Origin of the sequence: Nocardia coffeae, assembly GCF_019890715.1 — a bacterium.
Classification (GTDB): domain Bacteria; phylum Actinomycetota; class Actinomycetes; order Mycobacteriales; family Mycobacteriaceae; genus Nocardia; species Nocardia jiangxiensis.
Genome location: NZ_JAINZY010000002.1, coordinates 81,105 through 106,074 on the forward strand (window position 1 = coordinate 81,105; position 24,970 = coordinate 106,074).

General features: G+C 67.1%; 25 protein-coding genes. 8 read left to right on the forward strand and 17 right to left on the reverse strand.

The features are described from left to right. Nucleotides 1-429: 429 nt before the first annotated feature. On the reverse strand, nucleotides 430-576 hold the full coding sequence (locus tag K7711_RS09460) for a hypothetical protein (protein WP_063713008.1): 147 nt from the start codon (nucleotides 574-576) through the stop codon (nucleotides 430-432). Nucleotides 577-631: 55 nt separating this feature from the next. Beyond that, nucleotides 632-898, reverse strand: coding sequence for a hypothetical protein (locus tag K7711_RS09465; RefSeq protein ID WP_222967040.1), 267 nt, complete (start codon nucleotides 896-898; stop codon nucleotides 632-634). A gap of 210 nt (nucleotides 899-1,108) precedes the next feature. On the opposite strand from K7711_RS09465, the gene K7711_RS09470 reads away from it, so the two are divergent. Continuing rightward, a complete protein-coding gene (locus K7711_RS09470) occupies nucleotides 1,109-2,773 on the forward strand; it encodes a 4Fe-4S binding protein (protein ID WP_222967042.1) in 1,665 nt (554 codons plus the stop codon). A 28-nt stretch (nucleotides 2,774-2,801) separates the two neighbouring features. On the opposite strand, the gene K7711_RS09475 is transcribed toward K7711_RS09470, so the two are convergent. Then, nucleotides 2,802-3,680, reverse strand: a complete 879-nt coding sequence (locus K7711_RS09475; RefSeq protein ID WP_222967044.1) for an SDR family NAD(P)-dependent oxidoreductase — start codon at nucleotides 3,678-3,680, stop codon at nucleotides 2,802-2,804. A gap of 154 nt (nucleotides 3,681-3,834) precedes the next feature. After that, entirely contained in the window at nucleotides 3,835-5,304 is a 1,470-nt protein-coding gene (locus K7711_RS09480; RefSeq protein ID WP_222967046.1) for an aldehyde dehydrogenase, read from the reverse strand. A gap of 266 nt (nucleotides 5,305-5,570) precedes the next feature. Between K7711_RS09480 and K7711_RS09485 the strand changes: the two genes are divergently transcribed. The 5 genes from K7711_RS09485 (at nucleotide 5,571) to K7711_RS09505 (ending at nucleotide 10,293) form a co-directional block, all read left to right on the forward strand. Next, nucleotides 5,571-6,776, forward strand: coding sequence for a cytochrome P450 (locus K7711_RS09485; protein ID WP_222967048.1), 1,206 nt, complete (start codon nucleotides 5,571-5,573; stop codon nucleotides 6,774-6,776). Between the two features lies 1 nt (nucleotide 6,777). Beyond that, a complete protein-coding gene (locus K7711_RS09490) occupies nucleotides 6,778-7,578 on the forward strand; it encodes an SDR family oxidoreductase (protein WP_222967050.1) in 801 nt (266 codons plus the stop codon). 76 nt (nucleotides 7,579-7,654) lie between these two features. Then, on the forward strand, nucleotides 7,655-8,203 hold the full coding sequence (locus K7711_RS09495) for a Cif family virulence factor (protein ID WP_222967052.1): 549 nt from the start codon (nucleotides 7,655-7,657) through the stop codon (nucleotides 8,201-8,203). A gap of 19 nt (nucleotides 8,204-8,222) precedes the next feature. After that, on the forward strand, nucleotides 8,223-8,798 hold the full coding sequence (locus K7711_RS09500) for a TetR/AcrR family transcriptional regulator (protein WP_222967054.1): 576 nt from the start codon (nucleotides 8,223-8,225) through the stop codon (nucleotides 8,796-8,798). Nucleotides 8,799-9,048: 250 nt separating this feature from the next. Beyond that, the gene (locus K7711_RS09505) at nucleotides 9,049-10,293 is read left to right on the forward strand and encodes a cytochrome P450 (RefSeq protein WP_222969184.1); all 1,245 of its coding nucleotides are present in this window, start codon (nucleotides 9,049-9,051) and stop codon (nucleotides 10,291-10,293) included. A gap of 82 nt (nucleotides 10,294-10,375) precedes the next feature. Here K7711_RS09505 and K7711_RS09510 read toward each other — a convergent pair whose 3' ends face one another. The 3 genes from K7711_RS09510 to K7711_RS09520 form a co-directional block, all read right to left on the reverse strand. After that, nucleotides 10,376-11,008, reverse strand: coding sequence for an MBL fold metallo-hydrolase (locus tag K7711_RS09510; RefSeq protein WP_222967055.1), 633 nt, complete (start codon nucleotides 11,006-11,008; stop codon nucleotides 10,376-10,378). After that, nucleotides 11,005-12,090, reverse strand: a complete 1,086-nt coding sequence (locus K7711_RS09515; protein ID WP_222967057.1) for an S-(hydroxymethyl)mycothiol dehydrogenase — start codon at nucleotides 12,088-12,090, stop codon at nucleotides 11,005-11,007. The genes K7711_RS09510 and K7711_RS09515 overlap by 4 nt, the downstream gene beginning before the upstream one ends. Nucleotides 12,091-12,165: 75 nt before the next feature. After that, the gene (locus K7711_RS09520) at nucleotides 12,166-12,903 is read right to left on the reverse strand and encodes a glucose 1-dehydrogenase (RefSeq protein WP_222967059.1); all 738 of its coding nucleotides are present in this window, start codon (nucleotides 12,901-12,903) and stop codon (nucleotides 12,166-12,168) included. A gap of 116 nt (nucleotides 12,904-13,019) precedes the next feature. On the opposite strand from K7711_RS09520, the gene K7711_RS09525 reads away from it, so the two are divergent. Continuing rightward, the gene (locus tag K7711_RS09525) at nucleotides 13,020-14,096 is read left to right on the forward strand and encodes an NAD(P)H-dependent amine dehydrogenase family protein (RefSeq protein ID WP_222967061.1); all 1,077 of its coding nucleotides are present in this window, start codon (nucleotides 13,020-13,022) and stop codon (nucleotides 14,094-14,096) included. Nucleotides 14,097-14,159: 63 nt separating this feature from the next. Here the strand turns inward: K7711_RS09525 and K7711_RS09530 are convergent, their stop codons facing one another. From K7711_RS09530 to K7711_RS09570, 9 genes are read right to left on the reverse strand one after another with little or no spacing between them, the layout of a single operon-like run. After that, entirely contained in the window at nucleotides 14,160-14,789 is a 630-nt protein-coding gene (locus tag K7711_RS09530) for a hypothetical protein (protein WP_235746981.1), read from the reverse strand. A 44-nt stretch (nucleotides 14,790-14,833) separates the two neighbouring features. Beyond that, nucleotides 14,834-15,772, reverse strand: coding sequence for an MlaD family protein (locus K7711_RS09535; protein ID WP_308014604.1), 939 nt, complete (start codon nucleotides 15,770-15,772; stop codon nucleotides 14,834-14,836). A gap of 14 nt (nucleotides 15,773-15,786) precedes the next feature. Further along, a complete protein-coding gene (locus K7711_RS09540; RefSeq protein WP_222967063.1) occupies nucleotides 15,787-16,902 on the reverse strand; it encodes an MlaD family protein in 1,116 nt (371 codons plus the stop codon). Beyond that, nucleotides 16,899-18,005, reverse strand: a complete 1,107-nt coding sequence (locus K7711_RS09545; RefSeq protein WP_222967065.1) for an MlaD family protein — start codon at nucleotides 18,003-18,005, stop codon at nucleotides 16,899-16,901. The genes K7711_RS09540 and K7711_RS09545 overlap by 4 nt, the downstream gene beginning before the upstream one ends. After that, nucleotides 18,005-19,027 carry an MlaD family protein gene (locus K7711_RS09550; RefSeq protein WP_235746982.1) on the reverse strand — a complete coding sequence of 341 codons (1,023 nt, stop codon included), beginning with the start codon at nucleotides 19,025-19,027 and terminating at the stop codon, nucleotides 18,005-18,007. The genes K7711_RS09545 and K7711_RS09550 overlap by 1 nt, the downstream gene beginning before the upstream one ends. After that, entirely contained in the window at nucleotides 19,024-20,028 is a 1,005-nt protein-coding gene (locus K7711_RS09555) for an MlaD family protein (RefSeq protein ID WP_222967067.1), read from the reverse strand. The genes K7711_RS09550 and K7711_RS09555 overlap by 4 nt, the downstream gene beginning before the upstream one ends. Next, nucleotides 20,028-21,086 (reverse strand): MlaD family protein, encoded by a 1,059-nt coding sequence (locus K7711_RS09560; RefSeq protein ID WP_222967069.1) that lies wholly within the window; start codon nucleotides 21,084-21,086, stop codon nucleotides 20,028-20,030. Before K7711_RS09560 ends, K7711_RS09555 begins: the two co-directional genes overlap by 1 nt. A gap of 4 nt (nucleotides 21,087-21,090) precedes the next feature. Continuing rightward, nucleotides 21,091-21,954, reverse strand: coding sequence for an ABC transporter permease (locus tag K7711_RS09565; RefSeq protein WP_222967071.1), 864 nt, complete (start codon nucleotides 21,952-21,954; stop codon nucleotides 21,091-21,093). Beyond that, nucleotides 21,954-22,832 (reverse strand): MlaE family ABC transporter permease, encoded by an 879-nt coding sequence (locus K7711_RS09570; protein WP_222967073.1) that lies wholly within the window; start codon nucleotides 22,830-22,832, stop codon nucleotides 21,954-21,956. Before K7711_RS09570 ends, K7711_RS09565 begins: the two co-directional genes overlap by 1 nt. A gap of 256 nt (nucleotides 22,833-23,088) precedes the next feature. Here K7711_RS09570 and K7711_RS09575 point away from each other — a divergent pair, with 256 nt between their 5' ends. Next, the gene (locus tag K7711_RS09575; protein WP_222967075.1) at nucleotides 23,089-23,709 is read left to right on the forward strand and encodes a TetR/AcrR family transcriptional regulator; all 621 of its coding nucleotides are present in this window, start codon (nucleotides 23,089-23,091) and stop codon (nucleotides 23,707-23,709) included. A gap of 60 nt (nucleotides 23,710-23,769) precedes the next feature. Here the strand turns inward: K7711_RS09575 and K7711_RS09580 are convergent, their stop codons facing one another. Further along, a complete protein-coding gene (locus K7711_RS09580) occupies nucleotides 23,770-24,834 on the reverse strand; it encodes an enoyl-CoA hydratase/isomerase family protein (RefSeq protein WP_222967077.1) in 1,065 nt (354 codons plus the stop codon). Nucleotides 24,835-24,970 lie beyond the last annotated feature (136 nt).

Sequence of the window (24,970 nt, forward strand, 5' to 3'; positions counted from 1 at the left end):
CGTGCGGGTTTCGGGAATGGTGGGGCAACCCGCCGGTGTCGCGTATCCGGGTGGTCGAGCACATTCCCGACATTAACGGCTGGAAGTCGAAATGACATCACCATTGTGGCAATGCCCAGGGGAATCCGGTGATCGCCTCGGTATCGGTACGAATGACATCCGTCGGGATAACGACGGGAAACGGCGTCCGATGGAATTCATGCCGGAGATTCCGGTATCGGAAAGTTCGATTTGGGAAGGACATCCAGATGATCAGTGTGCTCCTGGACATCGTGCACGTGATATTGGGGACCGGCAGTGCGGCGGTCACCGGTAGCGCGAATACCGGCAGCGCGTTCCTGTTCGGCTGACCGGCCGTTCGGCGGTGTCGCGCCTGCCGGGTCGTCCCTGGGGCGGCCCGGCAGGGTCCGGACACCGTGTGGCGCCGGATCAGTAGGCGATGAAGAGGATCTCGTCGCGACTGTAGTTGTGGTCCGGGTGCTTCTCGGCGAGATGGGATTGCGTCTTCTCGATCAGGTCGTCTTCGTCCGTGCCGCGGATGTACTCCCCGCACGGGCAGTTGAGTCGTGTCTTCATGGAATCGCTTCCTTTCGCGATGCGGTGCCGCCCGCGAGGGACGGCGCCGTCGATCTCAGTGCCGATTCAGTATGCGATGTGCCACATGGTCGATCGACCGGGCCCCATCGGTGAGGGTTGCGTATCCCTGTGCGGCACTGAGCACTGCGCCCGTGTAGAGGGCTTCGAGGTGCTCGGCGGCAGCCGGATCCGCCTCGGGTCCGAGCGCTGCCCGGATGCGCAGGTGGATCTGCGCTTCGTTGTGTGAGCTGAGCCCCGGGACGTCGGTTCGCTCGGCCTCGGAGCGGGTGGGATGGCCTGCCTCGTACACGGGACCGTACATGTGTCTGAATACTAGTCCGGACATCATTCATAGACAACGCGAGCGAGTGTCGGCCTCGTCACTCGTACGGCTCGTCCGCGCGGTTCGAGATGCCTCAGACCTGCGGTGCTGCGCCGGGGCGCAGGCGCCGGGAGTGCGGGTGTGTTGATTCGGATTGCTGTCCGAAATACTATCCAGACACATGTCCGAACAAACTCATCAGGACGCGCCATGGCCTACGTGATCACTCAGCGCTGCTGCAACGATGCCAGCTGCGTCGCCGAATGCCCGGTCGACTGCATTCGCCCGCGGCCCGACGAGCCCGGGTTCGCCTCGGCAGAACTGCTGCACATCGACCCCGACACCTGTATCGACTGCGGCGCCTGCGTCGAGGCATGCCCGGTCGAGGCGATCCACGCCGAGGAGGATCTGCCGCCCGGTCTCGAGCGGTACGCGGACATCAACGCCGCGTACTTCCGGCAGCACCCGCTGGATCTGGGAATCACGCCGGTGACGAGTCCGGTCCGGGTGTCGCGGGAACAGGGTCCGCTGCGGGTTGCCGTCGTCGGAACCGGCCCCGCCGCGTGCTACGCCGCCGAACATCTGCTCGGACGCGGCGAGGTGGAGATCGAGATGTTCGACCGGCTGCCCGCACCCTGGGGGCTGGCGCGGTACGGCGTGGCGCCCGACCACTCCGAGACCCGCGGCGTGACGACGATGTTCGCCTCGGCCTTCAAACGCGATGCCGTGCGATTCCATCTGAATGTCGAAGTCGGACGGGATATCTCGCACCAGGAGCTGCTCGGGCACGCGCATGCGGTGATCTACGCGGTCGGCGCGTCGGGGGATCGGCGGCTGAACATCCCCGGTGAGGATCTGCCCGGAAGTCATTCGGCCACCGAATTCGTCGCCTGGTACAACGGCCATCCCGACTACGCGGACAGGCGATTCGACCTGTCCGGGGAGCGGGCGGTGATCGTCGGCAACGGGAATGTCGCACTGGACATCGCCCGAGTGCTCACCGCGGACCCGGATGCCCTCGCGGGCACCGACATCGCCGATCACGCCCTGGATGCCCTGCGCGAGAGCGCGATTCGCGAAGTCGTACTCGTAGGGCGTCGCGGCCTGACTCACGCGGCCTACACCGGTCCGGAGTTCCTGGCCCTGGGCCGGCTCCCGGACGTCGATGTGGTCATCGATCCCGCGGATCTGGACGGCATCGACGCGATACTCGCCGACCCGGCCACCGATCCGGCAGTGCGGCTGAAACTGACGCTGGCGCAGGAATATTCGCAACGACCCAATAGGGGAGCGAACAAGCGGATCGTCTTCCGGTTCCGCAGCTCGCCCCAGGAGGTCCTGGGTGAGGATCGCGCGGAGGCGATCCGGCTGTGCCGCAACGAGATCCGCGACACGCCGGACGGCTCGGTCGCCGTGCCGACCTCGGACACCTCGGATCTGGAAAGCGGTCTAGTGCTGCGCGCGGTCGGCTACCGGGGCGCACCGATGCCGGACGTCCCGTTCGATCCCGCGACCGGAGTCATCCCGAACGATGCTGGGCGAGTGGTGGATTCGACCGGAGCCGAGCAGCCGGGCGTCTACGTGACAGGCTGGATCAAGCGCGGTCCGCGCGGTGTCATCGGCACCAACCGCGGTGATGCGGGTGAGACGGTCTCGGCCCTGGTGGACGATTTCCGCGCCGGACGGCTGGCAACTCCGGCAGGCGACCGCGAGGAACTGCTCACCCTGCTCGAACAGCGTTGTCCGGACCTGGTCGACCGGGACGGCTGGAATCTGATCGACTCCGCCGAGCGGGCCAACGGCGCGCAATCGGGCCGCCCGCGAGTGAAATTCACCCGCGCCGCGCAGCTGCTGGCCGTGGCCCGCCGGACCTAGTGGCAGCGGTGACGGGCCGCGCGGCCCGTCACCGCTTCTCGAACAGCGAGCCCAGTTCCGCGACAGACCAGGGCGGTTGCTGGGCGTGATCGCGGTAACCGATCGCGGTCATCGCCGGGCGCGCGAAGGTGCCGACGAATCCGCCTGCGGCGATGAAGATCTCGCCGGTGACCGCGCGGGCGGCGTCCGAGGCGAGGAACAGGTACAGCGCCGCGGCGTACTCCGGTGGCGGCGCGTCGAGCGAGCCCTGCATGGTGACCTCGTCGAGCAGACCGCGCCGGTGCAGATCGCGGATGTGCTCCTCGTAGTCCGGTCCCGTCGACAGCCGGGTCTTCGCCCCGGGACAGACGACGTTCACCCGGACGCCGGACTGTTTCAGCTCCGCGGCCATGGCCTGACTGAGACTGGTGACCGCACCCTTGCCCGCCGGATATCCGGTGCCGCCGTAGTCGCCGAGGTACGCGAACGAGCCGGTGTTGACGATCGCCCCTGCGCCGCGCTCGGCCATCAGCGGTGCCGCGGCGCGGCAGGTGTGGAACACCGTCGACAGGTGCGAATCGAGCAGCGTGCGCCAATCCTCGCCGCTCACATCGAGAATCGAGGATCGGCGCGGTTCGGCGATTCCGGCGCAGTTGATCAGGATGTCGATGCCGCCGTAGGTCTCGGCGCAGGCGGTGATCAGATTTCCGGCGATCTGCTCGTCGGCCGCCGAACCCGCGATGCCGACCGCTCGCCCGCCCGCACCGACGATGGTCTCGGTGACCTTGCGCACCGACTCCTCGGTGCGCGAGTTCACCACGACGCCCGCGCCGTGCGCGGCGAGCAGTTCGGCGACGGCCCGCCCGACGCCGCTGCCGCCGCCCACGACGACCGCGCCGCGGCCTGCTAGCAAGGGTGCTTCGGTCATGTCCTGCTCCTCACCGTCCCGGCCGCGCCTGGGCGTCCGGGCGAATCTCTGTGCGGGACAGCAAGATACGGGCGACCGCCGGGGCCTCCCGCGCGGCCCACGAGCGACGGATGCCGGAATCGGCGGACCGATTCCGGCATCGAACGGAAATTTCTCAGGCGGGAGTGGCGACGAGTTTGGTCTCGAGATACTCCTCGAAACCGGCCACACCCATCTCCCGGCCGATACCGGACTGCTTGTAGCCGCCGAACGGAGCGTCGGCGTTGTACCACTGGCCGCCGTTGATGCCGAGCGTACCGGTCCGCACACCCGCGATCGCCCGCTCGATGCGCTCCTGGTCGGTGCCCCAGATCGCCCCCGACAGGCCGTACGGGGATTCGTTCGCGATGCGCACCGCGTCTTCGTCGCCGTCGTGCGGGATCACGACCAGCACCGGGCCGAAGATCTCCTCCTGCGCGACGGTCGCGGTGTTGTCGAGTCCGGCGATGACGGTCGGCTCGATGAAGAAGCCGCGGTCGCGATCCGCCGGCCGGCCACCACCGGTCGCGAAGCGCCCGCCCTCGCGTAGCGCACTGTCCAGATAGCCCTGTACCCGCTCGCGCTGACGTGCGGAAATCAGTGGGCCGCAGATGGTTCCGGGGTTGGTCGGATCACCCGCGCCGAGCCCGGCCATGGCCTTGGCCGCGGCGGCGACCGCATCGTCGTAGGACGCCCGCGGCACCACCAGCCGCGTGGTCAGGGCGCAGCCCTGGCCCGCGTGCACCGCGACCGAGAAGGCGGTGAAGCTCGCCGCGCCCGCGATATCGGCATCGTCCAGGACGATCGAGGCGGATTTGCCGCCGAGTTCGAGGAAGGTGCGCTTGAGCGTCGCCGCCGCTCCGGACATCACCGCGCGACCGGTATTGGTGGATCCGGTGAAGGTGATCATGTCCACCCGCGGATCCTCCACCAGGCGTGCGCCGAGCGAATGATCCTGCGAGGTGACGATATTGAGCACACCGGCCGGAATGTCGGTGTGCTCGACGACCAGCTTGCCGAGCACCGCGGCGCACCACGGGGTATCGGGTGCGGGCTTGAGCACGACGGTGTTGCCCGCGGCCAGGGCCGGGCCGATCTTGGCGAGATTGATCTGGTGCGGGAAGTTCCACGGCGTGATCGCCCCGACGACGCCCACCGCCTCGCGGCGGATGACGCGGCGGCTCGAGATGCCCATGGTCTCGCCGAGACCGAGATCGGTCTGCCAGCTGTAACTTTCGGCCAGATCGGCCGCGAAGGACAGATCGGCGACCGGCCCCTCGAGCTGGGGTCCGCTGGTGAGCATCACCGGCGCGCCGACCTCGGCGATGGTGATCTCGCGCAGTTCTTCGATATGGGCCTGCATGGCGTCGCGCAGCTGGCGGACGCAGTGGGCGCGGAACGCGTGATCGCGGGACCAGTCGGTATCGTCGAACGCTGCCCGAGCCGCGGCGATGGCCGCGTCCATATCCTCGGGCGAGGCGTCGGCGGCGTGGCCGAGCACCTCTTCGGTGGCGGGGTTGATCGTCGCGAAGACGCCCGAGCCGCCGGGGACCAGTTTGCCGCCGATCAGCAGGGGAGTGCCGTCCGCGGGGACGAGACCGTTCATCTGTCATCTCCGATGCATGTCTGGACAGGTGTTCGGAATATAATTCGGTTTACCGGCCGGATGCAAGGAGCGCGCGGAAAACTCCATGTGCTCGGGCATTTCGAATTCGGCCGCCGCAGTCGAGGGGAAGTTGTGGCGCGGGGTGTCCGTTGTGGCGAGCTGGTGTCAGTGATACCGTCCAGACACATGTCCAGCTATGTGTCTCTCGGAATTCGGGCCTCGGTCCGGTTCCGAAGGCGCGCGTTCACGAATTCGAGGTGTACGTGATGACCTCGGCCTCTCTGGAGCCGTTCACGTTCGATCCGTACGACTACCGGTTCCACGACGACCCGTACCCGACCTACGAGCGCCTGCGCGCCGATGCGCCGTTGTATCACAACCCGGATCTGGGATTCTGGGCGCTGTCCCGGCATGCGGACGTCATCACCGGATTCCGGGACAATGTGCGGCTGTCGAGTGCGATGGGAGTGTCGCTGGATCCGGCCGCGTGGGGACCGCACGCGCACAAGACGATGTCGTTCCTGGCCATGGACGATCCGCGGCACGTGCGCATGCGCCGACTGGTCTACAAGGGGTTCACGCCGCGGCGCGTCACCGAGATGGACGCCCGCATCCACGAGCTGACCCTGGAGCATCTGGAACCGGCGCTCGAGCGCGGAAGCTTCGACTGGATCGAGGATTTCGCCGGGAAACTGCCGATGGACGTGATCTCCGAACTCATGGGAGTCCCCGAATCCGATCGCGCCGAGGTTCGCCGGCTCGCGGATCTGGTGGTGCACCGCGACGAGGGCGTGCTCGATGTCCCCGTGCCCGCGATCGAGGCGGCGCTGTCGTTGATCACCTACTACAGCGAGATGGTCGAGGCGCGGCGGTCGAATCCGTCCGAGGATCTGACCTCCGCACTGCTCGATGCCGAGCTCGATGGTGACCGCCTGTCGGCCGAGGAGATCATCGGGTTCATGTTCCTGATGGTCGTCGCCGGGAACGAGACCACGACCAAACTGCTCGGCAATGCGCTGTACTGGGCCGGACGCAATCCGGCCGAGTACGCGAAGGTCCAGGCCGAGCCCGATCTGGTGCCGGACTGGGTCGAGGAGACGTTGCGTTACGACACCTCGAGTCAGCTCGTCGCGCGCAGTGCCGCGACCGATATCGAGATGTACGGGCAGAGGATTCCCGAGGGCGCGAAGGTGCTGCTGCTGATCGGCTCGGCCAACCGCGACTCCGAGGTGTTCGACGACGGCGACACCTTCCGCATCGATCGCGCGGACAAGGGCAATCTCGCGAGTTTCGGCGCGGGCGTGCACTTCTGCCTCGGCGCGCATCTGGCCCGGCTGGAGGCGACCATCGCACTGCGCGAATTCGGCGCGCGGGTGCGCCGGTACGGTCTGGCCGAGACCGGGATCGAGCGGGTGCACTCCACCAATGTGCGCGGTTTCGCGCACCTGCCGATCCAGGTGGAGGTTTCCTGAGATGCCACGTTTCGAACCCAATCCGGATCGTCGGCCCGTACTGATCGCGGGAGCATCCTCGGGGATCGGTGCGGCGACTGCGGAATCCCTTGCGCAGCAGGGGTATCCGGTGGCGCTGGGGGCGCGCCGACTGGACGACTGCGAGCAGTTGGCCGAGAAGATCCGCGCCGCGGGCGGCGAGGCCATCGCGCATCGGCTGGATGTCACCGACGACGAGTCGGTCGACGCGTTCGTCACCGCCGCCGAGGCGGCATTGGGGCCTGCGGAGGTCGTCGTCTCCGGCGCGGGTGATGTGGAATTCGCCCTCGTGCACGAGATGAGCACCGCGGACTTCGCCCGGCAGGTCGATGTGCATCTGGTCGGCCCGCATCGGCTCGCGCGCCGGGTGGTTCCCGATATGATCGCCAGGGGCCGTGGGGATTTCGTGCTGATCAGCTCGGACTGCGCGCATGCGCCGCGCCCGCGCATGGGCGCCTACAACGCGGCCAAGGCCGGTCTCGAGGGCATGGCCGAGCAGATGCGGATGGAGCTCGAGGGCACCGGCGTCCGGGTGAGCCTGGTGCGTCCCGGACCGACCCGCACCGGGATGGGGATGAACGCCGAGGCCGAGGTGGTCGGGCCGCTGATCGAGGACTGGGTGGCCTGGGGCTTCGCCCGGCACCCGTATCTGCTGCGCCCCTCGGATATGGCCGCGGCGATCAGCTCGGTCGTCGGCACGCCCCGGGGCAGTCATCTGATCCTGGTCGAGGTGCAACCCGAAGCGCCGCTGCGCGCCGCCGAATCAGCAAGCAGCGCAGGATGATCCGCGCAATCCGGCGCGCCACGCCGACACGTTCGTATACACATTCATGATCTCCCCCGACGAAAGGTCCACTGCCGTGCCGAAATTCGATCGCGCCGAACTCGACGAGATGGTCACCCGCTGGGAGCAGGCCAACAAGGACTGCGAAGCCACCGGCGACTGGCATCCACTGGCCGACTTCTACACCGAGGACGCCACCTACGGCTGGAACTACGGCCCCAAACAGGAATTCATGGCGGTGGGCCGCAAGGAGATTCGCGATATCGCCGTCGGCCTCGAGATGGACGGCCTGGAGGGGTGGAGCTACCCGTATCAGGAATTCGTCGTCGACGATCGCAGCGGCACCGTGATCGGCCTGTGGAAGCAGGTCAGCGATGCGACCCGGCCCGACGGCCGGAACTATTCGCCGGAGGGTATCGGCGGCAGCTGGTTCCGCTACGGCGGCAACTTCCAGTGGTCCTGGCAGCGTGACTTCTTCGATTTCGGCAACGTCAGCTCGCTGTTCGTGGAGATGATCACCAACGACGCGCTGTCCGACGGTATGCGGGGGCGCATCGAGCGCACCGGCGCGGGTCCGCTGCCGGGCTGGTACAAGATCGGCGAAGCGCCCGTTCCGCTGTGGTGAGCGCGTATAGTCAAGACGCATGTCCGAACAAGTGTCCACCAATATGGAAGCCACACGTCGGCGTCTGACCGAGAAACAAGCCGACACCGTCGATCGCCTGACCGCGGCGGCTGTCGAGGTGTTGTCCCGGGAGGGATATCCGGGGACGACCATCCGGCTGGTCGCCGCGGCGGCCGGGGTCGGCACGGCGACTGCCTACACCTACTTCTCCTCCAAGGAGCATCTGATCTCGGAGGTGTTCTGGCGGCGTCTGGTCGCCGCGCCGCCGGTGCGGGTGGAGGGGGCGGATCGGGTGGCGCACGTGGTCGCGGTGTTGCGGCAGGTCTCGATGCTGGTCGCCGACGAACCCGCGCTGGCCGGTGCGGTCAGCAGTGCGCTGCTGGGTGCTGATCCCGATGTGAAGCATCTGCGGGTGTGCATCGGAATCGAGATCCGTAGGCGGCTGGGCGAGGCGCTCGGTTCGGACGAAGACGAGACCATCGCCATTCTCGAGGTGCTGTATTCGGGTGCGCTGCTGCACGGCGGTATGGGGCACCTGTCCTACGAGGAAGTGGCCGACCTGCTCGAGGCGTGTGCGCGCCGGCTGCTCGGCTGATCCGGCGACGAGTTCGTCTGCGCGGCGCCCGTCCGGTCGGCGGGCGCCGCGTTTCGTTTGTGCGCACGAAATCCGTCCGGATCCGACCTTGTCGCGGAGGGGTTTCCGTAGTAGCGTCCAGACACATGTCCACCATGTGTCTGGACATGCATTCCTACCGCTTCGGGCGGTGCAGATCAGTGCCGCGGTGGCCAGCCCCGACGCGGCCGATATTCGGTCCACGACGACGTCGACCTTCCAGGAGGCAGCAGTGTCCGCGCCCTCGCTACCCGCAGGATTCGATTTCACCGATCCCGCGCTGTGGGAGACCAGAAATCCGGTCCAGGAGTTCGCCCAGCTCCGCCGCACCGCGCCGGTCTGGTGGAACGCCCAGGCCGACGCGCAGTCCGGCGGCTTCCACGACGGTGGCTACTGGGTGGTGAGCAAACACGAGGACATCAAGGAGATCTCGCGCAAATCCGAGCTGTTCTCCTCGCAGCAGAAGGGCGCGATCATCCGGCTGCCCGGCGAGATCACCGTCGACCAGATCGAGCTGACCGGTGCGCTGCTGGTCAACATGGATCCGCCCAAGCACACCAAGATCCGCCGGATCGTCTCCAAGGGATTCACCCCGCGCGCGGTGGAGAGCCTGCGCGAGGCGCTGACCGAGCGGGCCGCGGCGATCGTGCACGCCGCCAAGAAGGAGGGCCGCGGCGATTTCGTCGAGCAGGTCGCCTGTGAGCTGCCACTGCAGGCCATCGCCGAATTGCTCGGTGTGCCACAGGAAGACCGCCGCAAGGTGTTCGAGTGGTCGAACCAGATGCTCAACTACGACGATCCGGAATACGGCGACACCAGCAACACCGATTCCGCGTCGAACGCCTCGATGGAAATCCTCGGCTACGCCTGGAACATGGCCGAGCAGCGCCGGGCGAACGCCCTGGACGACATCGTGAGCCAGCTCGTACACGCCGACCTCGACGGTGAGGGGTTGGCCTCGGACGAATTCGGCTTCTTCGTCATCCTGCTCGCCGTGGCCGGCAACGAGACCACCCGCAACGCCATCACACACGGAATGAAGGCGTTCGTGGACAATCCGGACCAGTGGGAGCTGTACAAGCGGGAGCGCCCGCGCACGGCGCCGGACGAGATCGTCCGCTGGGCCACGCCGGTGACGGTATTCCAGCGCACCGCGACCGAGGACACCGAACTCGGCGGCCAGCAGATCCGCGCGGGACAGCGCGTCGGATTGTTCTACAGCTCAGCGAATTTCGACGAGGACGCGTTCGACGAGCCGTTCCGCTTCGACATCATGCGCGACCCCAACCCGCACCTGGCCTTCGGCGGCACCGGCGCGCACTACTGCGTCGGGGCGAACCTCGCCCGGCTCGAGATCGATCTGATGTTCAACGCCCTGGCCGATGCCATGCCGGACCTGAGTCAGCTCGCCGAGCCCGAGCGGCTGCGTTCGGGCTGGATCAACGGCATCAAGCACTGGGAGGTCAAGTACGCCTGAGCGGCGAAACGGCCGGGGCCCGAGCGAGATTCTCGCTCGGGCCCCGTGCTCGTCTTCGAGATAGGTTGTGCTGCGGGGGAAATCAGTGCCCGCGGGCGATCCATTCCTCCAGATGCGGGCTCTCGGCGCCCAATTCGGTGCTGTCTCCGTGACCGGTGCGGACGGTCGTGGCCGCGGGCAGCGCGAACAGTTTGTCGCGGATGGAGCCGATGATGGTGGGGAAGTCCGAGAAGGAGCGTCCGGTGGCGCCGGGGCCACCGGAGAACAGGGTGTCACCGCTGAACAACGTCTCGAGTTCGGGCGCCCACAGGCAGATCGAACCGGGGGAGTGCCCGGGGGTGTGCACGACCTGGATGTCGGTGCCCGCCACCGGAATTCGCATGTCGTCCGACAGCGGGCCGAAGTCCAGTTCGGGATACACGACCCGCCACAGCATCTCGTCGCCGGGATGCAGCAGGATCTGCGCCCCGGTTTCGGCCGAGAGCTGCTGTGCCGCGCCGATGTGGTCGTTGTGCCCGTGCGTGCACACGATCGCGCGCACCGTGCGATCGCCGACCGCCTCGAGGATCGGGGCCGGATCGTGCGCGGCGTCGACGATGACGACCTCGCTGTCGTCCCCGGCGATCCAGATGTTGTTCTCGACCGCGCAGCTGCCGCCGTCGAGCTCGAAAGTGCCTGCGGTGACGACCTTCTCGATACGAGCGCCGGAACTCACAGCGTGACCACCGAGCGCAGCACCTTGCCGGATTTCATGGTGGTGAAGGCCGCCTCCACCGCGTCCAGGCCGACCCGCTCGGAGACGAACGCCTCCAGCGGCAGGCGGCCCTGCCGGTACAGCTCGATCAGCATCGGGAAATCCCGTTCGGGCAGGCAGTCGCCGTACCAGGAGGATTTCAGCGATCCGCCGTGCGAGAAGAAGTCCAGCAGCGGCATCTCGAGTCGCATATCGGGGGTCGGCACGCCCACCAGCACCACGGTCCCGGCCAGGTCGCGGGCGTAGAACGCCTGCTTCCAGGTCTCCGGCCGCCCGACCGCGTCGATCACCACGTCCGCGCCGAAACTGTTGGTGAGCTCCTGAATTCGCTCCACCGCGTCCTCGGTGGCCGCGGCCACGGTGTGCGTCGCGCCGAGCTGGACCGCGGTGGTCAGCTTGGCCTCGTCGCGGTCGACCGCGATGATCGTCGTCGCGCCCGCCAGGCGCGCGCCCGCGATGGCCGCCGCGCCGACGCCGCCGCAGCCGATGACCGCCACGCTGTCGCCGCGCCCGACGTTCCCGGTGTTCATCGCCGCGCCCAGACCCGCCATCACGCCGCAGCCGAGCAGACCCGCGACGGCCGGATCGGTCGCGGAATCCACGACGGTGCACTGGCCTTCGTGCACCAGGGTCTTGTCGGCGAACGCGCCGATGCCCAGGGCCGGAGTGAGTTCGGTGCCGTCGGTGAGGGTCATCTTCTGCTCGGCGTTGAACGTGTCGAAGCAGTACCAGGGACGGCCGCGGCGGCACGCGCGGCAGCGACCGCACACCGCGCGCCAGTTCAGGACGACGAAATCGCCGATCTCGACGTGCGTGACCGAATTGCCGACGCGCTCGACGATTCCCGCGGCTTCGTGGCCGAGCAGGAACGGGAACTCGTCGTTGATGCCGCCCTCCCGATAGGTCAGATCGGTGTGGCACACGCCGCACGCCTGAACCCGCACAACGACCTCGTGCGGTCCTGGATCGGGTATGACGATGTCGACCAGTTCGACTGGCGCTCCGGTTGCACGAGCGATGACACCGCGCACGGTTTCGGTCATCGTCACCACCTTTCCCATGACGTGAGATGAGGATTCGGGTACCGCGGAGTCATCGTAGCCTCCGGGACGACGCGCTCAGGACTTGTGCGGAACCGCGGTGACCAGGCCGCCGTCCACGATGAATTCCGAGCCGGTGGCATAGGAGGATTCGTCGCTGGCCAGGAACAGCACGAAGGTGGCGACCTCCTCGGGCTGTGCGGGGCGGCCCAGCGGGATGGTCACCAGATCGTCGGGGATGTTCTCGGTCATCGGCGTCCGGATCAGGCCCGGGTGCAGGGAGTTCACCCGGATCTTGTGCGGCGCCAGCTCGAGCGCCGCGGATTTGGCCAGACCGCGCACACCCCACTTCGAGGCGACGTAGCCGTGCGCCCAGGGCGCGCCGCGCAGCCCCTCGATGGAGGAGACGTTGACGATGGATCCGCCGCCCGCGGCGATCATCGGCTCGACCACGGCGCGCATGCCGAGGAACGTGCCGGTCAGGTTCACATCCAGGATGCGCCGCCACTTATCGATGTCGAACTTCTGCAGCGGACCGCCGTTGACGATGCCGGCATTGTTCACCAGGACGTTCAGCAGGCCGAACTCCTGCTGCGCGAGCGACACCGCGGCGTCCCACGCCTCGGGTTCGGACACGTCGAGGTGGACGTAACGCGCTGCGGCGCCGAGTGATTCGGCCAGCGCCTTCCCCTCGTCGTCGAGGACGTCGCCGATGACGACGCGCGCTCCCTCGGCCACCAACAACTGCGCGTGCGCCGCGCCCATTCCGCGAGCGCCGCCACTGATGAGTGCAACTTTGCCGTCTACACGTCCCATGGCGGTCACGCTAACATACAAATTGGAACCTGTTCCAGACTACTGTCCGGAAAACTGATCGGACTCTGGCCTGCGGTGTATGCGACCCGCGGCCACCTGCCCCTGAGGAGATATTCATGCCCATCCGCGTCGCTCACATCGGTACCGGCAATGTCGGCCGGCTCGCCCTGGCCGGACTGATCGAGAGTCCGCACTACGAGCTGACCGGAGTGTGGGTGTCCACCCCGGAGAAGGTGGGCAAGGATGCCGGAACCCTTGCCGGACTGGATGTTTCGACCGGAATCAACGCGGTCGACTCGATCGACGCCCTGCTGGCCGGCCAACCCGACTGCGTCGTGTACTGCGCGATGGGCGACACCCGCATCCAGGAGGCGATCGCGGACTGCCGCAAGATCCTGTCCGCGGGCGTGAACATCGTCGGTTCCTCGCCCGGACTGCTGATGTATCCGTGGCAGGTGCTGCCGAACAAGTACATCGACCCGGTGCAGGCAGCGGCCAAGGAGGGGAACGTCAGTCTGTTCGTCACGGGCGTCGATCCGGGATTCGCGAACGATCTGCTGCCGCTGGCCCTGGCGGGCACCTGCCAGACCGTGGAACAGGTGCGCTGTTCGGAGATCGCCGACTACGCCACCTACGACGGGGCGATCGTCATGTTCGAGGTGATGGGCTTCGGCAAACCGCTGGACGAGGTGCCGATGCTGTTGCAGCCCGGCGTCCTGAGCATCGCGTGGGGCCCGGCGATCCGGCAGCTGGCCGCGGGCCTGGGCGTCGAAATCGATTCGATCACAGAGGAATACGAGCGAATTCCCGCGCCCGAGGCGTTCGACGTCGCAGCCGGGCGGATTCCGGAGGGCGGCCTGGCGGCGCTGCGTTTCCAGGTGCGCGGGATGGTCGGCGACGCACCGGTCATCGTCGTCGAGCACATCACCCGGCTGCGCGAGGACCTGTGCCCCGACTGGCCGCAACCGGCACAGGCGGGCGGGTCCTATCGGGTCGAAATCGCCGGTGAGCCCAACTATCTCGTGGACATCTGCCCGACCAGCCGCAAGGGCGACCACAACCACGCCGCGATCGTCGCGGCCGCGGGCCGGATCGTCAACGCGATTCCCGCGGTGGTGGCGGCCGAGCCGGGTATCCGCACGACGCTCGACCTGCCGTTGATCGGCCGGCCCGGCGTCATCGCACCGAGCTGAGCCGTACGGCCGTACGGCGGTGGCGCGCCCGCCAGCCCTGGGCGCACCACCGCGGTACGGCCGTCACTTGGTGGGCAGCGCGTTCTCCAGGCCGCCCACATCGGTGATCTTCCAGCCGGAATCGCGGTCGATCGTCAGCGAGTAGGTCACCGTGGTCTGTGCGCCGTCGGGGGCCTGCGCACTGGTCGAATTGACGTTGAGGTAGGCGTTCACCTTGTAGATTCCGCCGGATTCCGAGGTCACCGCCGCCGAGAGCGGCGTGGCCTTCGAGGTCCACTGGAGCGGCAGCAGGATCTGCTCCAATTGTGGTGCGGTGGCATCGAATTTGGCCGACAGCTGCGGATTCGTGCCGTCCTTCAGCCGCGCGATCCAGCCCTTGACGTCGTGGTAGTCGATGGTGGACGCGCCGACCGCGTACTTCGAGGCGACGTCCTCGGCGTGCTTGTCGTCGGCCGCGCGGGCATTGGTGTCCGAGATGGTCGAGCGCGCGGAGAAGTACAGCCAGCCGAACACGATCGCCACGACCAGCAGGGCGACGATCACCAGCGTGGTCAGCACCGTCGACAATCGGATGGCCAGGGTGCGAGGACCCCGAGGCTCGGCGGCCGGGGCCGCGGACTCCTTTGCCGCGGACTCCTTTTCGGTATCGGCCGCAATCTTCTCGTCGGTCTTGTCGTCTGTCGCGGTGCCCATGGTGATCTCCTTCTGCCGGGCCGGCGTTGGTGACATCCGGACGGCTATTTGAGCTTTATCCGGAAATGCAATGTCCCGTCGGGGTCGGTGTTCTGCAACGCCTGGCTGATCAGCGTGCTGATATCGATCCGGGGCGCATGGGCGACCGCGCCGTTCACCACGGGTTGCAGCACGGGCGCCAGCGGTGCGACGTCCGGACCGATCTTCTGCATCAGCGTGTTCAGATCCTTCAGGAACGGCACGAGCCCGGTACCGGTGAAATAGTCCGGTACGGGACGTCTCCCGGCGAGAATCGAGCCGGATTCGACGATCTTGGTCAGCGACGTGCCGAAATCGCCCAGCTGCGGTCCGGCCTCGGCCAGCGACGGCCCCACCCAGGCCATATCGCCGCCCATGGCCTGCATATCGCTGAACAGGCGGCGGACCGCCTCGGTGCGGCTCAGCAGCGTGGCAGCGAGCAGATCGGTGGATCGCTGCAAGGTCTGCATCGCCGCGTCGGTCCCCGACAACGCGGTGTCGAAGGTGCCCACCAGATGCGAAACCGCTTCGGGGTGAAGCTGATCCATCAGCTGAACCAGTCGCGCCGACAGCGCGGTGATGGTCATCGGCATCTGGATCCGGTCGGCCGCGATCACCTGGCCGTCGCGCAGGTACGGCCCGTCGCCGGTTGTCGGCGCGAACTCGATGTACGGCTCGCCGAGCGCGGAGAGCTGCTCGATGCGCACGGCACTGGAAGCCGGGATGTGATAGCGATCGTCGATCCGCAGGCGTACGAGTACTCCGGTGGCCCGGGTGCTCACCGCCTGGGTGCGGCCGACCTGGACCCCGTCGTACAGCACCGGGGAATTCGCGCCGAGCCCACCGGAATTGTCCAGCCGCATATCGGCGGTGAAATAGCCGCGTCGCGGATCCAGGTGCAGCACGCCGACCGTCATATAGGCGATGCCCAGCACCAGCACCGCGGCGATCGCGGAAAGCGACACTGTCGCACGGAGATTCACCGGACGACTCCGATCATGCGCAGGGTGTCGACGATGCGGCCGGTCTGCTCGTCCGGTGACATCGCCGCGGCGGGAGCCGGGCCGACGCTCACCCCGACCATGTTGAGCTTGGGACCATGATCGACGAAGGGGATGAGCTTGTTCTGAATCAGATCGACCAGTTTCGCGTAGTTGGACGGCGATCCGGCGTCGAGCGGATGAGCGCCGAACAGCATCGGCACCAGCGCGTGCACGGAGTTGTCGAGCGAACCGACCACCGGCCCGAGCCATTTCGTCTGGCCGGCCATCGGCCCGAGGGCGGTGAGCACGAAGATGACGCCGATCTCGGCGTTCATCACGTCGGTGGTGTGCTCCACCCCCTCCGGGGTGAGCAGCGGATCCAGGGTCGGGGTGTTCTTCAGCAGACCGTCGTCGACGGTGGAGCTGATGCCGTTGACGACCTCGTGGATCGAGTTGGTGTGGTCGGCCAGATCGCCCAGATCGAAGCCGAGGGTCGCCGCGATCCGCGCCGTCTCCTTCGGATCCCGGGGCAGAATGCCGTTCATCTTGTGCACGATGGCCTGGATGTCGGTGATCGCGCCGCTGCCGACGAAGGTGGACAGCCGGGCCAGGATGTCCTCGATCGGCGGTGACTGTTTGGTATCGGTCAGCGGAATCGTCGCATCCGGCGCGATGGTGGCATCGGAGGTCGTGGATCCGGTGCGGGATGCGGCCGGTTCGGTGAGTTCGATGTGCACGTCGCCCAGCGGAGTCTCCTGCTGCATCTCCGCAGTCGTGCCGACCGGCAGCCGCACCGTGGAGCTGATGTCGACGTCGGCGATCACATATCCCTTGTGCGCGGTCCGATTCGGTGCGGCCGCAACGGGATCGACGAGGGTGACACGGGTCAACCGGCCCACCCGCACGCCGTCGACGATGACCTTCGCGCCCTGTGGGAGGTTGAGCACATCGGCGAATTCGATGCGCAGATGATAGGTCGGACCGCCGACACCCGTTCCCGGAACGGGGATGTCGGCCGGTTGGAAATCGCATCCGCCGCACGCGACCGTGAGAGTGGCCGCGAGCAGGGCGCTCGCGGCGATCCGCCGCGCGGGCAGGGTGGTTCGTTTCATTTCGCGCTCACCGCCGCCAGGAGTGCGGGCAGCGAGGGGACGGTTACCGCCCCGTTGGCCGCCGTCTGACACCGCTGCCCGGTGATCGTCTGCGTCGCCGCGCACAGCTGCGCGGTGTTCGCCTGCGGCAGAGCCAGTTTCGGTGGGGCGTAGCCGATGGTGAACTGACCGCTGACCGGGTCGATCGCACCGGCGAAACCGCTGGCGATACCCGGGGCCATGCGGATGATCTCCGCCAGTGACCCGACTCCGGCGCTGATCAGTTGCGCGAGGTTCGGAATCGAGTCCAGCGCCCGCAGCGCGGGAGTGCCGAACATCATGATGACATCGTTGAGCTGGGGCAGCACATCGGTGAGCCCGGCGACCATCTGGATCACCGGCGGGAAGGCCAGGGTGTTGATATCGCTGAAGGTCTGGGCCAGCGGTATCAAGGTGGCCTGCACATTCGACCAACCGTTGTGGGCCCGGTGCGCGAGGTCGGTCAGATCGTCCAGGAGCTTGCCGATGTGGCCGATGGCGGCGTCGGGTGAGTTCAGCGCGCGGCTCAGTTGCAGCACAAGGGAATTGATCTGCTCGCCGGAACCGGAGGTGGCGCGATCGAGCGCGTCGAGACCGGAGCCCACCGCGTTTCGTTGCGCGGGATCCTTCGCCGCGTCGAGCTGATCGGACAGTGCGGCCAGCGCGTCGAAGGTCTGCGAAAGGCTCTTGGGCGTCAGGGTTTTGGTGATGCACCGGCCGGAACTCCAGCCCGGGCCCGAGGCGGGCTCGGCACCGATCAGCGCCAGGTTCCGATCGGCGATCAGGGTGTTGCTCACCGTCACCGCGCCCACGTCCGGGGGCAGCGTGCGATCGGACCGGACCGTGAAACGCACGCGGGCCGCGGGCCCGTCGGGTTCGATGCTGGTCACCTTGCCGACCTGCACGCCCATGATGGTGACCGCGCTGTCCTTGTACAGGCCGATGCTGTCCGGCATGTCGGCGCAGTAACTGCGTTCGCCCGGACCGGATTTGGTGAGTTCCAGTCCGACGCCCGCCACGAGCACCAGCACGACGATCACCGCGGCGGACATCAGCCCGCGTGAGCCCAGAATCTTGGCCAGCATCAGCATCCCCCTCCCAGAACCGGCACGCAGATGTCGGTGGTCGTGGCCGCGGACTGGTCCACCGTCACACCGTTACCGGACTGGGTGAACGGAACGAGACGTTGCTCGAGAGTGTGCAGCGAATCCAGCAGGGTGTTCATCTTGCCGCCGAGTTCCTGGAGTTTGGGTATGGCGTCGGCCAGCGGCTGCGCGCGCTCCTTCAGCGATCTGTCCCAGGCCCGCCCGAACGGGCTGAAATCCTGGACGACCTCCGCGAGCCAGTGCAGCGCCTGGCTGAGCTGGTCGCGGTTGTTCGCCACGAGTATCTCGAGGGTGCGGAAGGTGGTGAGCAGCCGAACCAGGACATCGGAATTCTTGTTCAGGGCAGTGAGGTACTCGTCGGCCAGCGACAGGGTGCGCGAGATGTCCGCATTCTGCCTGTCCATGATCCCGGTCAGATCTCCCGCCGCGCGGATGGCGACGCGCAGCGCGTCCGGGCTCGCGTTCACCGAGGAGCTCAGCGCGGCGAGATCCCGGCGGATGACATCACCGTCCGCGTTCTGGATCGGGGTGATCGCGTCCTGGAACGCCTGAGTCAGGTTGTAGGGCAGGATGACTCGCTGCGCGGGAATCACCTTCGACCCGAGCGGCTGGGTCCCCGCCGGTTCCACCGCGACGTAATATCCGCCGACGATCGTGAGCATGCGGATGCCGAGCGTGGTCTGATCCCCGAGGAACACACCGTTCTGGACGGTGAACTTCATCCGGACCCGATCGCGCAGCAGGTCCACTGCCGTCACCTTTCCCACGGGGATCCCGGCTATGCGTACGTCGTCACCGGTGCGCACGGATTGGGCGTCGGTCACCTCCGCGGTGTAGGTGCGGGCCGGGGTGGTGCCGACGATGTCGATCACGCCGATGGCCACGACCAGGACGATCACCGCGCAGAGTCCCGCGATACCCCACCGCAGGTCGCGGCCGGTGCCGCGCAATGCGGTGCGAACAGTGCCGAGGCGCAGGTTCATTCGAGCTTTCGTGGTCATCGGTGGCACAGTGTGATCCTCTGTCCGGCGATGAGCGCCGAGATCGGCGCCGGGGCGACCGCGACACCGTGCGAGCAGGTCGTCTTCGCACCGGGACCGGTCGGGGGAATGGTCGCGGCCATGGTCTGGACGAGTCCGGGCAGCCGCCCGAGCACCGCGGTGGCCTGGTGCGGATCGGGCAGGGCCCGGCGCAGCAGCGCGTCGAGGTCCTGGTTGCTCTGGCCGGTGACGCCGAGCACCCTGAGCATGTCGATCAACGGGCGCAGCACCGGCGGGATGTCGATGGCGAACTGGATCAGGCCGGGCAGCTTATCGGTGATGGTGACGAACAGATCCGTCAGATTGGTCATCAGTTTCATCGCATTGCCGGATTTGCCGGACAGATGCTGGGAGACCTGGGCGAAATTGTTCACCAGTGTCGACAGCACCGCCTGACGATCGGACGCGTACCGGCTCAACTTGTCGATCGCGCCGAGGGCGGGGCCCAGACCGGTACCGTCGCCCTGGATGACCGCGAGCATGCTGCTCGCGAATTGGTTGAGGTCACCGGCCGTCATCTTCGCCAGCACCGGTTGCAGTCCGTTGAACAATGTCGTGATGTCGAATGCGGGGATCGTATCGGTGGTGCCGAATACGGTCTTCGTATCGCGGTGTGCGCCAGGCTGATCGGGCTGCTCGATGTCCAGGTAGCGGAATCCGGTGAGGTTCTGATAGCGCACGGCGATCTTGGTATTCGTGAACAGCGGGTGGCCGTGTTTGACGGTGAAGCGCACCCGCGCGAGGGTCCCGTCCAGCGTGACGTCGCCGACCTTGCCGACCTGGACCCCGTACAGGCGGACGTCGTCGCCCAGGCGCAATCCGTTGGCGTCGGTGAACATCGCTGTGTACGAGTCGGTTTCACCGCTGACCGGTCGCTGGACCAACCGGAACACTCCGATCAGCGCGACGACCATCACGAGCACCACGACGGCCACTCGGATGAACAGGGAACGGGTCGGCATCAGCGCGCTCCTGCGGTGGGACGGTGGCTGAGCGCGGCGGCCAGCGGTGCGGCGAGTCCGGGCACGGTGTCCAGTTCGACACGCGTGTTGAGCACCGGGCCCGAGGGGGAGTCGTGGAACGCGGCGTCGAGCCGGGCGAGTAACTCGCGCAACTGCTCTCCCGAGCGAGCGGGCGTGCTGACCGAGCCGGACACCTGATCGAAAATCAGGCTCCCGAGGGGAATGAATCCGCCGAAGTACTGATCGGAGATCCCGAATGTCTGCGTGACGACCGGCAGCAACTGGTTCTGCACGCCGCCGAACATCTGCGTGAACCGGGTCAGTTCCGCCGATGTCCGGAGCTGCGTGTTGGTCAGGTCCGAATGCAGCAGTACCGCGGCGCCCGACAACATCGGCGGAACGCCATCCAGCGCCGATCCGAACTGGGTGAGCAGGAAAGACGGTGGGAGCCGCTGAGTTTCGGTGAACGAGCGGGCCGTGGTGCCGATCGCCTGCATGAGCGGGGTGAACGCGCTGATGTCACGTGACATTGTGTTGAGCAACTGTGCGAGCTTGGGGGTGAGCACATCGCTGGTGAGCGTTCCGGTGGAATCCAGCAGGGCGGCGAGGGTCGCGTCGCTGACCCGATCGGCGTTGCGACCGGTGAGATCGACGGTCGTCCCGTTCGTCAGCGTCGTGCCGCCGTGCGCGGAATTCAGTTGTAGCGCGGTGATTCCGAAGAGGTTGCCGGGTGCGTAGTCGACGGTGAGGGCGTTGGTCAGGCCGAACAGTTGCGAGCGCAGCAGGTTCAGTTCGATGCGCTGGCGGCCTTGTCCGGCGATGGCGACGGAGTTGACCGAGCCGACCCGGACTCCATCCAGGCGCACGTCGGTTCCGTGCGCGATGCCTTCGCCGACACGGTCGGTGATGAGAGCGACATGGATTTCGTCTGCGGGCGATGAGTCCGGGACGACCCGCCAGACGATGAGGGCCAGCAGCACCAGGACGACCGCGCCGATGCCGAGTATTCGCGCACGACGAGGTCCGACTTCGGTGCCGGGCAGAGCATAGGCAGGCATGAGGTCACCCGGTGAATGTGATGGGGGATTGGAATCCCCACAGAACGATGGTGGCGAGCATGTCCAGGGCGATGATCGACACGAGGCTGGCGCGGATGGCGCGGCCCGACCCGATGCCGACGCCTTCGGGTCCGCCGGTGGCGAAAAACCCTTGGTAGCAGTGGATCAGGACGACCGCGATGGCGAACACCATCACCTTGATGGTTGCCGCGATGACGTCCCAGCCCAGGACGAACTGGTCGAAGTAGTGGTCGTAGGTGCCCGCGGGGGTGCCGTGGATGGTGGTCACGATCAGCTCGCACGAGAAGTAGCTGAGGATGAGTGCAACGACGAATGCGGGTGCGACAGCGATGATTCCGGCGATGACGCGGGTAGTGACGACGAAGGGAACCGAACGCACACCGAGGGATTCGAGTGCGTCGATTTCCTCGGAGATGCGCATCGAGCCGATTTCGGCGGTCATACGGCATCCGGCTTGAGCGGCGAAACCCACCCCGGCCGCGATGGGGGCGAGTTCGCGGGTGACGCCGAACGCGGAGATCAGGCCGCTGAGCTGACCCAGGGACAGCAGATTCAGGGCGCTGTAGGCCTCGATGCCGATGGAGGCTCCCATGGCCGCGCCCATCAGCAGCATCAACGGGACCACGCCGCCGCCGATGATCACCGAGCCACGTCCCCAGGTCATATCGGTGATGACGGTGATGGTCTGCCGCCGATAGTGGATGAGCGTGTACGGGATGGACGAGAACACCTGCCAGATGAATCCCAGGACGAACCCGATGGATTCGATGGGGGCCAGGGGGCGGATGCGCCGGCGGAGCCGGTTGAGGTTTCGAAGTCCGGCCGGTGTGTAGGGGGTAGCGGTCATCAAGCCATCCTGACCGGGAAGAACATCGTAACCACCTGTGTGACAGCGGTATTGAGGACGGTGACCGCAGCGATGGACATGACCACGGCCGCGTTCACGCCGTCGGCGACGCCGCGGGGTCCGCCCTTGGCTTCCAGTCCGCGCTGGCAGGCGATGATCACGACCAGGAACCCGAAGATGAGTGCCTTGATCAGCGAGACCCAGATGTCGACCGGTGCGGTGAACGAGCCGAACGATTCCCAGTAACTGCCCGGAGTGACGTTCAAGGCGGTGACCGCGACCGCGAATCCCGATGCGATACCGACCACGACGATCAGGATGTTCAGGATGGGCGCGACGAGCATCATGGCGGCCATGCGGGGGACGACGAGGCGCTGGATCGGGTCGATGCCCATGACGCGCATGGCGTCGACTTCTTCGCGGACGGTGCGTGCGCCCAGGTCCGAGGCGATGGCGGCCGATCCCGCGCCGCCGAGCATGATGGCCGCGGCCATGGGTGCGCCCTGTTTGATGACGCCCAGGCCGCCCGCGGCGCCGATCATCGAGTCCGCGCCGAGTTGGGAGACGATGTTGCCGACCTGGGTGGAGACGATGACGCCGAAGGGGATGGCCATCAGGATGGCCGGGACGGCGGTGACCTTGATGAGAAACCATGCCTGGGTGAGGGTTTCGTGGATCTGGAACCGCATCCGGATCGCGTCGGTGACTCCGATGCCGATCGCGTCCACACCCATGCGCAGGGCCCGGCCCAGCGTCGCCAGACTCGACAGGACCGTCTCCGAGAAGTTACGGCGCAGGGCCGCACCGGCTTTCGGAACCGGCGTGACGGACGGTGTATCCGAAACCTCGGGCCGTTCGTCCAGATCAATGGTCGACATCGAACCTCCTTGTCCGACCGCATTGCCGTACCCGAGCCATGCGGGCGAACCTACCATATGATCTGGACCACATTCCAGACATCAGTCCGGAAACGTGCTCTGTTTTCCGGAGCGGAGTCGGTTGTCGAACCGCCGATACCGGACAAACAGTGCGAACAACCCTGCGAGCAGCGACGATCGCGATTCACGACGCGATGGAACAACCCCCGACGGTGCGGACTGTATGCGCTCGCGTCGATGATGGGACGATGAACCGGTGAGCGCACCCAAACTGTGGCGAGGGCAGACGTTGCAGGATCGATCCGTCGACCGGCGCGAGCAGATTCTGGCGGTCGCATTCGATCTGCTCGGCACGGCCGGGTCCGCGGCGGTCACCATGCGCGCGGTGACGCGGGAGGCGAATCTGAGCCCGCGCTACTTCTACGAGAGTTTCCCGAACCGCGAGGATCTGCTGATCGCGGTGTACGACCGGGTCGAGGACGGACTGCGCGATCGGATGAAAGACGTTCCGCGCGAACTGGATCCGTCCGCCACGGTGCGCGCCGCCCTGGAGATCTGCGCCGCCTACTTCGAAGAGGATCCCCGGCGAGCGCACGTACTGCTGCGCGAACCGCTCGCGAACGACGTCCTGCGCCCGCACAGTGCCGGTCGCGCACCGGTTTTCGTGCAGACTCTGGCAGCGGTCCTGGGATCCGATATCGACGCACTGGTTCCCGGCGACGCGGAGACTCTCGCTGTGGCCAGTACCGCGTTGAGCGGTTCGCTGGTGGCGCTGTATCTGGACTGGGTCGACGGGCGGCTGACGATCTCCCGTGAGCGCCTGGCCGAATCCGCGACGGCCATCGCCCTGGCCGTGGTGGTCGCCGCCCAGGTCTGAGGAATCCTCAGGGGGACAACGCAATTCGTTGCGGCCACTCGGGCCCGCAACGGCGACAGCTCAGACCCGCTCGTCGACCAATCCCCAGGCGAGTGCGGTGTCGACGTCGATGTCGCAGCCGGTGAGCGCGAGAAATGCGGTGCGCCAGCGACCGATTCGGTGAGTGATGCCGACCGTGCCGCCGGCTCCGGGCACCAGGCCCATGGACAGTTCGGGCAGCCGGATCCGAGTGTCCGCGGCGGCCTGAACCCGGCCCGCGAACGACGGCACCTCGATGCCCGCGCCGATGCACGCGCCGTGCAGGAGCGCCCGCACCCGCGGCGCGAGGCGGTGCGTCGCGAGCGCGGCGCTCTGCTGGAGGCGGACGAGGTGGGCCGCGGACACATCCGTCGCGGTGCCGAATTCGTCGAGATCGCCACCGCTGCAGAAGGATCGGCCGTTGCCGCGCAGGACGATCTCGCGGACCGAGTCGTCGTGCTCGGCGATCGTCAGCCCGGTCAGTACGCCGTCGCGCACCGCCCGCCCGAACGCATTGTGCCGATCCGGGCGGTTCAACGTCACCGTCAGCACATCGCCGGTGCGGTCGAGCAGCACCGGATCGGCCGCCTCGGGGACCTCACGTCGGGGTCGATCCGCCCGCCAGGCCGCGAATTCCGGACCGGCCAGCAACATCGAATAGGCCAGCGATTCGGCCACGAGCCCGTCCGCGACGCAGCTGCGGGAGGTCAGCTCGAGCAGTCCGGTCAAGGTCAGTGCCGCGCGGGGGGCGGCGCTGACGGTGGCGGCGATCTGCGCCAGGTCGCCGGTGGTGCCGGGGGTCCAGGTGCGGCCGGGGCCGTCCGGGGCGAGCGTGCAGGTCAACGCCTCGAGAATCGGTGTGGCAGCCGGAGGTAAACCCGTTCGGGCGAAGCCGACCACGACGACGGTGCGTCGTTCGAGTGCGGCCACCGCCGCATCGGCGTATTCCCACTGATCCAGATTCAGATCGACCACGATCAGCGGGTTCGGGGGCAGGCTCGTCTCGTCGACGGCGAGATCGGCTGCGCCCCCGGCGATATCGGCGAGTCCGACCGTGGGCGCGACGCCGCCGCGATCCGTCCCGCGAGCATTACCCGAAACCAGCATGCCGTCGACTTTTCCACAGCGCCGCCATGCCGTGCCGGACGGTCCGGTGATATCTGTCCGGAAGGCTGTTCCGCGTATCGGCGAAGCCCCGAAAGAACAGTTGATTCGACCTCGGCGCACACGGCCGCCCAACGGC

Coding starts and splice junctions, on each gene's coding strand:
- K7711_RS09460 (WP_063713008.1), bottom strand. CDS start 576: ATGAAGACACGACTCAACTGCCCGTGCGGGGAGTACATCCGCGGCACG.
- K7711_RS09465 (WP_222967040.1), bottom strand. CDS start 898: ATGTACGGTCCCGTGTACGAGGCAGGCCATCCCACCCGCTCCGAGGCC.
- K7711_RS09470 (WP_222967042.1), top strand. CDS start 1,109: ATGGCCTACGTGATCACTCAGCGCTGCTGCAACGATGCCAGCTGCGTC.
- K7711_RS09475 (WP_222967044.1), bottom strand. CDS start 3,680: ATGACCGAAGCACCCTTGCTAGCAGGCCGCGGCGCGGTCGTCGTGGGC.
- K7711_RS09480 (WP_222967046.1), bottom strand. CDS start 5,304: ATGAACGGTCTCGTCCCCGCGGACGGCACTCCCCTGCTGATCGGCGGC.
- K7711_RS09485 (WP_222967048.1), top strand. CDS start 5,571: ATGACCTCGGCCTCTCTGGAGCCGTTCACGTTCGATCCGTACGACTAC.
- K7711_RS09490 (WP_222967050.1), top strand. CDS start 6,778: ATGCCACGTTTCGAACCCAATCCGGATCGTCGGCCCGTACTGATCGCG.
- K7711_RS09500 (WP_222967054.1), top strand. CDS start 8,223: ATGTCCGAACAAGTGTCCACCAATATGGAAGCCACACGTCGGCGTCTG.
- K7711_RS09515 (WP_222967057.1), bottom strand. CDS start 12,090: ATGACCGAAACCGTGCGCGGTGTCATCGCTCGTGCAACCGGAGCGCCA.
- K7711_RS09520 (WP_222967059.1), bottom strand. CDS start 12,903: ATGGGACGTGTAGACGGCAAAGTTGCACTCATCAGTGGCGGCGCTCGC.
- K7711_RS09525 (WP_222967061.1), top strand. CDS start 13,020: ATGCCCATCCGCGTCGCTCACATCGGTACCGGCAATGTCGGCCGGCTC.
- K7711_RS09530 (WP_235746981.1), bottom strand. CDS start 14,789: ATGGGCACCGCGACAGACGACAAGACCGACGAGAAGATTGCGGCCGAT.
- K7711_RS09540 (WP_222967063.1), bottom strand. CDS start 16,902: ATGAAACGAACCACCCTGCCCGCGCGGCGGATCGCCGCGAGCGCCCTG.
- K7711_RS09545 (WP_222967065.1), bottom strand. CDS start 18,005: ATGCTGGCCAAGATTCTGGGCTCACGCGGGCTGATGTCCGCCGCGGTG.
- K7711_RS09550 (WP_235746982.1), bottom strand. CDS start 19,027: ATGACCACGAAAGCTCGAATGAACCTGCGCCTCGGCACTGTTCGCACC.
- K7711_RS09555 (WP_222967067.1), bottom strand. CDS start 20,028: ATGCCGACCCGTTCCCTGTTCATCCGAGTGGCCGTCGTGGTGCTCGTG.
- K7711_RS09560 (WP_222967069.1), bottom strand. CDS start 21,086: ATGCCTGCCTATGCTCTGCCCGGCACCGAAGTCGGACCTCGTCGTGCG.
- K7711_RS09565 (WP_222967071.1), bottom strand. CDS start 21,954: ATGACCGCTACCCCCTACACACCGGCCGGACTTCGAAACCTCAACCGG.
- K7711_RS09570 (WP_222967073.1), bottom strand. CDS start 22,832: ATGTCGACCATTGATCTGGACGAACGGCCCGAGGTTTCGGATACACCG.
- K7711_RS09580 (WP_222967077.1), bottom strand. CDS start 24,834: ATGCTGGTTTCGGGTAATGCTCGCGGGACGGATCGCGGCGGCGTCGCG.